We start from the raw sequence: 10,970 nt of genomic DNA on the forward strand, positions 1-10,970 counted from the left end.
AAAAATATTGTAAAAATAGAGTAATTTATTCAATCATATACTTTGATGTGAAATAATTATATATTATAAATCAACGAAAAATTATACTTTCCCCTCTAGTTCGAGCAGGCTGATAGGCTAATCCCAGGACGATAATCCACATTTCGTCCCTCCTTTATGTCCGTGATGTCATCTAATATCATTCATAACATTGACGTTAACGTGGAAGTCAACGGCAAAAAACGCCGCATTGTCTATCAGACAACACGGCGTGCTTCGTTCCGGGGTACATATATAATCTATTGTTGGATCTGAATCCGATACACCAAGCTGTCAAAATCCCCGCGCAGCGGCAGCTCGATCCCGATGTTCATGAGCGCCCTGCCGCTCCATGTACCGGCCACCCCCTCAATGGCATACGATTGATCGGCTTGCAGCCCGGTCAGCCGCAGTCTCGGCAGCGGCTCGCCCAGCTTCTGGCTGTGCAGGAACGCAAACAGCACGTTGTCGCTGCCGTCTTCGCTGCCGTACTGCACGGCCGTTACGCCTTTATGCCGAAGCGAGTCTAGGCGATACTGACTGCCGAACTGAACCAGATGGCGAATGGATTTATACTGCTCCACATATTCGGCCGATTCCGCAATCCGCTCATCGCTCCACTCATTCAGGTTGGAGCCGATGCCGAGCGTTCCCATCATGGCGCTGTGGAAGCGGTATTTCAGGGATACCTGTCTGCGATTCATCCCTGTCGGCGACTCCGTCACCCAGCAGGTCATCATCCGCGGAGCATACGTGTACGAGAAGCCCTCCTGAATGCTGAGGCGGTCAAAGGCATCGGTGTTATCGCTCGGCCAGGATTGGTCGGCATACCGGAAGATGCCAAGGTCGATGCGCGCTCCGCCGCCGGCGCAGGTTTCAAACGCCACATGCGGGAATTTGCGCCGCAGCTCCACCCAAATCTCGTACAGGCTCTGAACATGGCGAATCCAGATCTCCTTCTGGCGGTGAAGCGGATGGTCCTTCATGCCGGGTTCAGTTACGGTTCGATTCATGTCCCATTTAATGAACTTGATGTCATGCTTCTCCAGCAGGTCCGTCATAAACTGCAAAATGTAAGCCTTAACCTCCGGCTTCGAAATGTTCAGCAGCAGCTGATTGCGAAGCTCCGAGCGCTCCCGCGTCTCGAAATGGTACACCCAATCCGGGTGCTCCCGGTACAGGTCGCTGTCCGGATTGACGGCCTCCGGCTCCACCCAGATGCCGAAATCCATGCCGAGCTCATGCACCTTGTCAATCAGCTCGCCGAGACCGTTCCGGAACTTCTTCCGGTTCACGAACCAATCGCCAAGCCCGGCGCGATCATGGTTGCGCCCGCCGAACCACCCGTCGTCCACGACGAACAATTCCACGCCCAAACGCGCGGCTCTTTCGGCCAAAGACATTTGATCCTTGGCATTGACATCGAAGTACGTTGCTTCCCAGGAGTTATACAAGACCGGTCTCGTTTCGCGGCCCGGCAGGACATCCGAATACTGATAGCGGTGCAGCCGCCGGCTCATCCCGCCAAAGCCGCCGCTGCTGTATCCCCCGACGAAGCCGGGCGTATCGAAGGCTTCTCCCGCTCCCAGCACCCACTCGCTGTCGAAATCATTGATGCCTCCGGTCACCCGAACATGATCGAAGACCGTCCGCTCGGCCGTAATCTTCCAGTTCCCGCTCCAGGCCAGCGCCCCGAACCAGACCTGCCCCGCCGACTCCGTGGCATGTCCGTCATCCATCGCAAACCACGGGTTGGCATGGCTGTCCGTAAAACCCCTGCGGGATTCCAGCACCTTCTTTCCTTCGGTGAGGAAGGTGCTGCGCAGCTGAAATTCGCCGGACCATTTTCCCGTCACGTGCGTGAGGCGGTAATCCGCCAGATAGGGGATGACCCATGCCGCGGATTGCGCGTTCTCCAGCACGATATCCGCCTCGCCGCGGTTGACGATCCGGGCCGAACGTTCGATCAGGTCGCACTCGGGAATCGCCCGGTAGGACAGCTCCACTTCAAGCGGGTACGCTTCGTCCTTCATAACGATGATCAGCGTCTCCCTGCCTTCCGTCTGCAGCGTGCGGTGCCCTGCATAACGAACCGCCAAATCGCGGACGCCATCCGGCATGCGGACCTTCAGGCTGGGCTCGCTGTATTTGACTCCGCCCCAGAAGCTGTATTCCTCCACCTCCGAATGGACTTCCGCGTCAAACGAGCTGTGCGATCTCGGCCGCAGCAGCGGCGCCGCGTCTTCGATCGCGATGGACTCTCCCCAGTATAGATGCTGCAGGTTGCCGCTGTCGTTGATGCCGAACAGATAGGAGCTGTTATCGGTTTGTATCGCAAACACGCGAAACTGTTCTTGGTATTGAATGGTCACAGAAAATCATCCTTCCGATTCGTGTTGATTTTGATTTTGATTTTGCCTGAGCAAAGAAAAACAGAGAGCCAAAAGACGAAGCATCTTTTGACTCCCCTTGGCCAGATTATTTGCCCCACAGCTCTTGACGTTTGTTGAAGTTGTCCGTATAAATCTTCTCCAGCTTGGCCAGGCCAGCCGCCTCGATCTCGGCCATCATCTGGTTATAGGATTCCACCACTTGGTCCTCGGACGGCGACAGGGCCATCTTCAGGAAATATTTATTGATGGTGTCGTTCACCTTCGTTTCCATAATGGCTTCCGGCGTTCCGCCAGCAGGACCCAGGTTATCGTACGGCGCCGTATCAAACGACGTATCGGCCAGGTTCTTGATCGCCAGATCCGTGACCGGGTCGGTCTGGTAACGGCCCATCAGGTCATACGGGGTTCCGTCCTCGCCGGGACCGTTCTTGATCATCCAGGTCCACTTGCGAATGCCCGTCGTACGGGAAGCTTCGTCCCAATTCTTCTTGAAAGCGTCCAGCACTTCTTGTCTTGGCACATGCTTGCCGTCCTTCATGTCCCAATGCTCGCCCTCTACTCCCCACATCAGCAGATACTGGCCTTCCTCGCTGGCCAGGAAATCCAGCAGCTTCATCGTCCGGACCGGATCCTTGTTGGAGCGGCTGATGGCGACGCCGTCCCAGCCCAGGGAGCTCTTCGGACCGTAAGTGGCCTCTTCCGGCTTCACGCCCGGAGCCAGCACTTTATATTGGTAGAACTGACGCTCTTCCTCCGTGGCCTTATCGGCTGCCTCGGTTTTGAGCAGCGCATTCGCATTGCCTACATTCCAGAGCGCTTCCGCCGTGGCAAATACGTTGCCGTTGCCGAGCTTCTGTTCGAACTGCTTGGTCTTCATCGTTGCCCATTCTTTATCGAGCAGGCCTTTGCGGTAAAGGGAATTCAGATATTTGACCATTTCGAGATAGCGCGGATCGCGGACGTCCTTCTTCAGCTCTCCGTTCGTTTCATAATACGGCATCATGCCGTACATGCCCTTGAAGCTGCCGGTCACCGCTCCGACATTCTCGCCGTTGAGCGTCATCGGAATGCTTTCTTTTCCATCGATGGTTGGATATTTCTCCTTGAACTTAACCAACAGCTCCTCGAATTCCTCCGCGGTAAACGGCTCGCCGTTGTTCACCTTATCGCCGACGCCCAGCTCCTTCATGATGTCCATGCGCATCATGAATCCGAATACCGGGTACTGCTCCAAGCCGTACCAGTTGGAGAAATAATAATTGTTGCCGTCCTCGCTTCGCGTTTTGGCGAGCGTATCGCCGTACATTTTTTGGATATTCGGTCCGTGCTCTTCAATCAGGTCATTCAGCGGGATCACCGCGCCCGAGGTAATATACTTGTTCATGATATCGCTTCCACGGCTCATCAAAATAACGTCCGGAAGATCGCCGCTGGCCAGCATCAGATTCAGCTTCTCAACCGGATTGCCCGTAGGCTGCTGGATCTCGACGGTCACGCCTGTTTTTTCCGTAATCACTTTAGCGACCGGATTGGTAAAGGCATCCCCCGTGTTTTGGTCAAACCAGGTTAACGTGATCGGCGCGCTGCTGTCCGCATTCGTACCGCTGTCTCCGCCCGGTGCCGCCTTCTGGTTGCCTCCGCAAGCCGAAAGCGTTGTCATAACGAGCGCTGCTGCCAGCATCAATTTTAATTTCTTCATTCCCTGAACCCCTTTCTAAGGTCGTCATATTCATGTGCTCGAATATATCTATCATTGTAAAAATCGGGAGTTCATTGATCTATAACGCAATCTTACAATCCATGATGCAAAATGTCTTTCATTCAGGGTAACGCCTGCTGCGGGTCCCGTTCGTTTGCAGGATGCCTATCGGAGATTACAGGTATCCGAATGGTCACCGCGGTTCCGATGCCTAGCCGGCTGAAGATGCTGACGCCATATTCTTCCCCGTAAGTCAGTTTGATCCGGTCATTCACGTTTTTCACGCCATATCCAGACAGATTATCCGATTTGCTCAGCGCGCGATCGAGCTGTTCGGGGGTCATTCCGATGCCGTCGTCGATGACCTGGAGCAAGATGTCGTCTCCCTCCTGCCTGAGCTTCACGTTAATGTTGATTCCCGATTCGTCCCCAATGGCATGATTGATGCAGTTCTCGATGAACGGCTGCAGAATCAGCTTGATCGTTGTGTTCCCGAACAGCTGCTCATCCAGGTCGTAATGCATATGAAGCTTGTCCCGGAACCGAATCTTCTGGATCGCGACATAATTCTTCACCAGATTGATTTCCTGCTCCAGCAGAATGATGCGCTTTCCTTTATTCAGCGAAACTCGGTAATACTTGGCCAAATAATTGACCATCTGGTACACCTGCATAGCCCCTTCTTTGATCGCCAGGGAAGAGATCGAGGACAAGGTGTTGTATAGAAAATGGGGGTTGATCTGGGCCTGGAGCGTATTCAGCTCCGACTCCTTCCTTGCGATTTCCTTCACGTATACGTCATGGATCAGGGACTGTATCGTCGAGGCCATCTTATTGAACGCAAAAGACACCTGACCGATCTCGTCATGCCCCATCGGCTTAATCGACAGCCGGAAATCTCCGCGCTCCACCTTCCGGATCTGCTGCAGCAGCACCTCGATCCGCTTGGTCATGACCTTGGTCGTAAAATAGAGCAGCAGGATGGCAATGCCAATCGCCAGTACGGAGAACCAGATAACGTTCCTGGTCGCCTGATTCGCATTGGCCAGCAGCTCGTCGTAGGGCACGGTGATGACCGTGGACCAGCCGTTGCTGAGCTTTTTATGCGTGAAAAAGCGCTCCTGGCCGTTAATCTTCATATCGAATGAGCCCGCATCCCGGGTCATCCGCTCCTGAATCGGAAACACGTCGAACAGCTGGTTCGATGGGAGGTTCTGATCCCCCGTGCTGATCACGCCGCCAAACTCGTCGATAATATAGACGCTTTTGTTGTCGTTCTCCATTTTGATTAGGGAGTAGAATTCGTTCGCGTTAATGTCCATGGTCAATATCCCGTACGGATGCTGCAGGCTGAAATAACTTAACGAACGGGCAATGGTGATATGTGCATCATCGGCCTTGAAATTCCCGGAATGGAAGTACACCGTATTGCCGGCGGCATCCAGCACCTGCTCCTCCATCGCCCGGGGCAGCTCTTCCGTATATTTGACGTATTGGCCGTCGGAATAGAGGGTATGGTTCCCCGTATAAATCGTGATGCCCAAAATGTTGGCATTCAGGGTCATCAGGGACGGCAGCGTCCGGTTGATATATTGGAAGGCATCCAGATAATAGTACGCCTGCTCATAATCGGTAGAGAGATAATTGCGGAGCTGGGCATCCATGTAGAGGATGTTCGACAGCTGATTGTAATACTCCAGCCGCTTCTCCACGTTGGTGTTAATCTGTGCCAGCGATCCGCCCAAGGCCGTATAGGTATGCTCCGTAATCGTGCTGCGGGTCGAAGAATACGAATAATAGATCAGCAGCGAGAACGGAAGGATGATCACGATCAGAAAGATGAAAAAGAACTTGTGCCGGAGCCGCCAATTGGTGTATGCGCGTAAGTGCGCGAACGGGAAAGCCCCTGCCAGCCGGCTCCACGGGCCGGACGGGCTAGATGTTTTTGCGGTATTCATTCGGCGTAACTCCTTGGCTTTTTAAGAATAAGGAAATGAAGTAGGATGTGCTCTCATAACCGACCCTTTGGGCGATGTCCTGCACTTTGAGCGAATCGTCGGCCAGCAGCTCCTTGGCTTTGTTCAGCCGGATTCTCGTTAGGTAATCATGGATCGTCATGCCGGTTTTCTCCTTAAAGATGGAACGAAGGTAGTTGGGAGACAGATACACCTGATCGGACAAGCTGTTGATCGTGATGGCCTGGTGATAGGTCTGGTCGATCGTCGTGCGCACCTGATGCACCAGCCTTGCATTTTTGTCCATGAACCGGTGTTCCAGCGTCCGAATCGCATGCCCGGCAAAATCCATGATGATTGCTTCGATTTCAATAATGGTTCGGCACTGATAGATGGCATGGTAAAGCTCCGCACGTTTGTGGCTCTCCGTGATCGGTTCGTGAATCCCCTCCAGCAGAGACTCCACCAGTCCGATGGCAAAGTCGCACACTTCGGTTTTTCGGATTCGCAGCATGACCAGCCGGTTGAAGTAATCCCGCAGCTTCTGCGCGGCCTGCTCGGACGCCAACTGATGAATATCCTCGAAATAGGCCGTTTCTTGGAAAGGAGGAATTTGCCGGCTCTCCAGCTGCCGCAACACGTCCTTGGCATAGATGACTCTCCCGTTGCCGACGTAAAACATCTCCTCCAGCATCTGCCGCGTCTCCCGGTATATATCCTGGATGCGGGACAGCTCCTCCGGCTCCTCGTTCACGGCTGCAGTCATCGTAAAGCCCAGCGTATTCTGCATCTGCTTCAGCAGATCCTCCCACGTAAAGCGGCTCAGATGGCTGGCGGCATCCATGAAGATGCCCAGCTCGCCTTCCCGGCAGACGACCAGATCCGCCTCGAGTTTCTTGTCCGCAAGCCACTCCTCCATAAACGTCTGCAGGCGCGCCATGCCATCCTCGAGGGACGGTCCCGGCTGTGCAGCGTGCGGAGCATCGATGCCGAGCAGCGTAAGGGTATACGTTCTCGGCTCCGTATGGCGGGACAGCTTATGGTAGCTGGCAGCGAGGTTTCGGAGTCGCTCCTCGTTCTGCTCGAATATCATCTCTCGTACAATATTGGATTTGGTCACGCGAATGGAGCGGTTCTTCATCCGCACTTCCTCGCAGCGCCGCTTGACTTTATCGATAACGCTTACAATTTCGCTCAGATCCAGCGGCTTCAATAAATAGCCGACGGCTCCCACGTTTAAGGCCGACTTCACATAATTGAATTCATCGTGTCCGGTCAGGAAGACGAACTGAATCCAGTCGAATAACTCACTCACCCGTTTCGCCATATCAAGCCCGTTCATGACGGGCATCTGGACGTCCGTCAGTACGATATCGGGCTGAATCACCTCGATCTTCTCCAGGGCATCCCTGCCGTTCAGGGCTGTTCCGGCTACATATATCCCCATCTCTTCCCAACGAATATAATCTCGGATCATCTCAAGCTCCAGCTCTTCGTCATCTACGAGAAAAATGCTATACATGCTCATACCCCCTGTGTCGGCTTTATCCCTTAATATTATAGCGATTTCGTTTTTTTAACTATGGGAATTCGCGATGTAAGTCATTTTCAAGCATCTTTCGTTACATTGTCATATCGACACTCATTTTTTCCGAGTCTTATAATTTGAGTTAACTTGAGATGCGAGGTGCCCCATATGAAACCTGCTACAACCTTACAGACGCGGAGTGACTTGAACTTGAGTCCTCATCGAAAAAGCCGCTGGGCCATGCTGAAGCAGCAGAAGTATCTATTCCTGATGATGCTGCCCGGATTGATCTGGGCCATTGTGTTTGCGTATACGCCCATGGTTGGCCTATACATGTCCTTCGTCAATTACCAGCCGACGCTCGGCGGCTTCTGGTCAACCCTGTTCACGAGCGAGTTCGTCGGCCTGGAATGGTTCCGTTACTTTTTCAACAACGGCGATTTCTGGATCGTCATGCGGAATACGCTGGCTTCCACGCTGATCACGCTGCTCTTCTCCTTCCCGATGCCGATCCTGATCGCCATCGCGATTAATGAGATCAAGAACGTGAAATTCAAAAAGACGGTGCAAACCGCCTCCTATCTTCCCTATTTCATATCCTGGGTTATTGCGGCCAACATCATCGTGACCCTCCTCTCCTCGGACGGCGCGATTAACGGCATATTGAAATTCCTACACATCACCGATGAAAGCGTTTTATTCCTGCAGAACGGCAAGTATTTCTGGTGGATCGTCGCGCTCGGCAATACGTGGAAGGATATGGGCTACAGCTCGATCATGTATTTGGCGGCCATCTCGTCGATTAACCAGGAGCTCTATGAAGCGGCCAAGGTCGACGGCGCCAACCGCTTTAAGCAGATCCGGTACATCACCCTGCCCCATCTGAAGCCAACGATTGTCATTTTGCTGATTCTGGCGCTTGGCGGCATCCTGAACGCGGGCTTCGACCAGCACTTCCTGCTCGGCAATGACCTGACGCGGGATTACTCCGACGTCCTGTCCACCTATTCGTTCCGCTATGGTATCCAGAACGGCATGTTCTCCTATGCGGCAGCCGTCGGCATGTTCAGCTCCGTGGTGGCGTTCATCATCGTGGTCATCGTCAACTATACGGCGAAGAAGCTGAACGGGCAGTCCCTATTCTAAACCATAAGGAGGTACATCCATGTTAAGCAAAAAAACCGTGCCCGAGCGTATCTTCGATGCCTCTTTATACCTGTTCCTGACCGGCATCTTTCTCGTGACCTTCTATCCGTTCTGGAACATCCTGGTCATCTCCTTGAACGATGCGACCGATACGATGCGGGGCAACCTGTACTTCTGGCCGCGCGTGCCAACCATCGAGAGCTACCTGACCATCTTCCGGAATCCGGAGATCTGGAGCGCCATCAAAATCACCGTGCTGCGGACCGTCGTCGGGACGGCAGTATCCATCTTCTTCATCACGCTGCTCGCCTACCCGCTCAGCAAGCGCAATCTGCTCGGATGGAAATACTTCTCCTTCTTCTTTGTGTTCACAATGTATTTCGGAGGCGGGCTGATCCCGACGTATATGATCATCAAATCCTTGGGATTGATCGACTCCTTCTGGGTCTACATCTTCCCTGGCTTAATCGGCGTGTTCCTGATGATTCTGGTGCGCACCTTCATGGAGCAGATCCCCGGCGAGATCGAGGAATCCTCCAAAATCGACGGCGCAAACGACCTGCAGACGTTCTTCCGCATCATCATGCCGCTGTGCGTGCCGGTGCTCGCCACGATCGGCCTGTTCCTGGCCATCGGGCACTGGAACTCCTGGTATGACTCCTATGTGTATACCTACAAGCCGGAGCTCAAGACCCTGCAGGCGGTTCTGGTCAAAATCCTCAACCAGTTCCAGACCGCCGGCATGATGTCCGATGCCCAGCAGCTGGCGCAGGGCTCCAAACGGATCCCGGTCTCCAGCGAAAGCATCCGGATGGCGGTGACCATGGTTGCTACGCTGCCGATCATTATGGTGTATCCTTTTGTGCAAAGGTATTTTGTGAAGGGGATTATGATGGGGGCTATTAAGAGTTAGATTATTTGGAAATGAAGAGAGCCCTTATCCGGGAGGGGTAAGGGCTTTTTTGTGTGTAGGCGGATTACTTCACGTTAAATTGAACTGTTTAGTGTTCGCACGCATGAAACGATGCTCCTCCGGCATTCCACTAAAGCCTGGAACAATCCTTTAACTTTCTTTTGTAGGCGTATGATTAACCACTTTCCATTGACCATCCTGGTAGGCTAAGGTTATTTTTGAAGAGAGCCCACCTTCATTTGTACGATACTTACTTACCTCTATAATCACATTATTTTTATCTGACTGCTCTTGCTTTTCAATTTTCAACAGAATCCCTTTAAGCGTGCTTTTTTCAGTGTCATATAAACCTTCATCAATCAATTGTTCGTAGGTAAAATTATAAATCTTCACATTATATTTGCTTTGGAGGTATTCTTCAATGCTTTGCTTATCGGAATCCTTTAAGGGAAGTTGATCATCGAGATCCAGTGAAATGTACTCCATGTTTTCATTAAGAGCTGTATCTGTCGATATTAGTTCATCCAACGCTAAGCTGTAAGGTTCAGCCGACCCGATTTTATCACCTGAATCAGCAACACCATTAGCACAAGCTGATGTTAGAAAAACAGCTGTAACACTGAGTACAAAAAACAGCGACTTGACGTTTATGACAATCACCTCCTTGACATTCTTATCTAAACTAACGCGATCAAAATCAAAAATGTTGCAGTATAAAAGCAGCCCTGGAGGGCTGCTTTTTTATATACTATTAGCTAAATATTACTTTCCTCGCCTTCTGGTAGGAATATTCTTGGAATGTTATGAACCTTGTTATATGTTTCAATCCGATCGATTTCATTTTGAATATTGTTTAAATCAAAGCTGTGCGTATCTGTGTTATTTTCAATAAAGCTTTGAGGGTAGGCTCCAATATTAAACTTTCCTTGGGCCTGTCCCACCAAAAATATCCGAAGTCGTTTTTATCGGGTCTCAATCCTTTGTTACCAGTCAAGAATACCAAGACTTCTTCTCCAACATGAAATGCAGGGGCTGCTTCTTCATCGAGAATATAAATCATTTCGGCTGTTTCTCCGCCATTCACCCGTATTTCCACAGTCTGGCCAGGATCGCCTTTATATACGTTATTAACTTTAACTATTGTATCCGTAACAGGGAAGCCTTCAAAATCGCTTTGCACTTCTTGAGAAATGACAGTTCCAGAGATAACAACATCCGCTTCATTAACAAGTTGAGGACCTGTTTTTTTTCTGAACATAGTTCCTTTTATACTTTCTAGAGAAATTGTTTTTTTTAATTCAGTATTTAAGAATACATA

The 10,970-nt window shown here is 51.6% G+C and carries 8 protein-coding genes; 2 read left to right on the top strand and 6 right to left on the bottom strand.

The features are described 5' to 3' along the window. Positions 1–278: 278 nt before the first annotated feature. From RB298_RS28985 to RB298_RS29000, 4 genes are all read right to left on the bottom strand, one after another. The gene (locus RB298_RS28985) at positions 279–2,390 is read right to left on the bottom strand and encodes an alpha-galactosidase (RefSeq protein ID WP_486049779.1); all 2,112 of its coding nucleotides are present in this window, start codon (positions 2,388–2,390) and stop codon (positions 279–281) included. A 106-nt stretch (positions 2,391–2,496) separates the two neighbouring features. Then, positions 2,497–4,110: an ABC transporter substrate-binding protein gene (locus RB298_RS28990; RefSeq protein WP_486049780.1), complete on the bottom strand. Its 1,614-nt coding sequence runs from the start codon at positions 4,108–4,110 to the stop codon at positions 2,497–2,499. A gap of 122 nt (positions 4,111–4,232) precedes the next feature. Beyond that, on the bottom strand, positions 4,233–6,068 hold the full coding sequence (locus tag RB298_RS28995; RefSeq protein WP_486049782.1) for a cache domain-containing sensor histidine kinase: 1,836 nt from the start codon (positions 6,066–6,068) through the stop codon (positions 4,233–4,235). Beyond that, the gene (locus RB298_RS29000) at positions 6,046–7,587 is read right to left on the bottom strand and encodes a response regulator (protein WP_375120387.1); all 1,542 of its coding nucleotides are present in this window, start codon (positions 7,585–7,587) and stop codon (positions 6,046–6,048) included. Before RB298_RS29000 ends, RB298_RS28995 begins: the two co-directional genes overlap by 23 nt. Positions 7,588–7,761: 174 nt before the next feature. Between RB298_RS29000 and RB298_RS29005 the strand changes: the two genes are divergently transcribed. Then, positions 7,762–8,739 carry an ABC transporter permease gene (locus RB298_RS29005; protein ID WP_076325175.1) on the top strand — a complete coding sequence of 326 codons (978 nt, stop codon included), beginning with the start codon at positions 7,762–7,764 and terminating at the stop codon, positions 8,737–8,739. Between the two features lie 19 nt (positions 8,740–8,758). After that, on the top strand, positions 8,759–9,652 hold the full coding sequence (locus RB298_RS29010) for a carbohydrate ABC transporter permease (protein WP_213579266.1): 894 nt from the start codon (positions 8,759–8,761) through the stop codon (positions 9,650–9,652). Positions 9,653–9,802: 150 nt separating this feature from the next. Here RB298_RS29010 and RB298_RS29015 read toward each other — a convergent pair whose 3' ends face one another. Together RB298_RS29015 and RB298_RS29020 are read right to left on the bottom strand one after the other, a co-directional pair. Then, positions 9,803–10,312: a hypothetical protein gene (locus tag RB298_RS29015; protein WP_486049785.1), complete on the bottom strand. Its 510-nt coding sequence runs from the start codon at positions 10,310–10,312 to the stop codon at positions 9,803–9,805. A gap of 193 nt (positions 10,313–10,505) precedes the next feature. Beyond that, the coding region (locus tag RB298_RS29020) for a hypothetical protein (protein WP_486049787.1) at positions 10,506–10,970 on the bottom strand (465 nt) is incomplete at its 5' end.

Source organism: Priestia sp. BR_2, assembly GCF_041954005.1.
GTDB lineage: Bacteria > Bacillota > Bacilli > Paenibacillales > Paenibacillaceae > Paenibacillus_AQ > Paenibacillus_AQ lautus_A.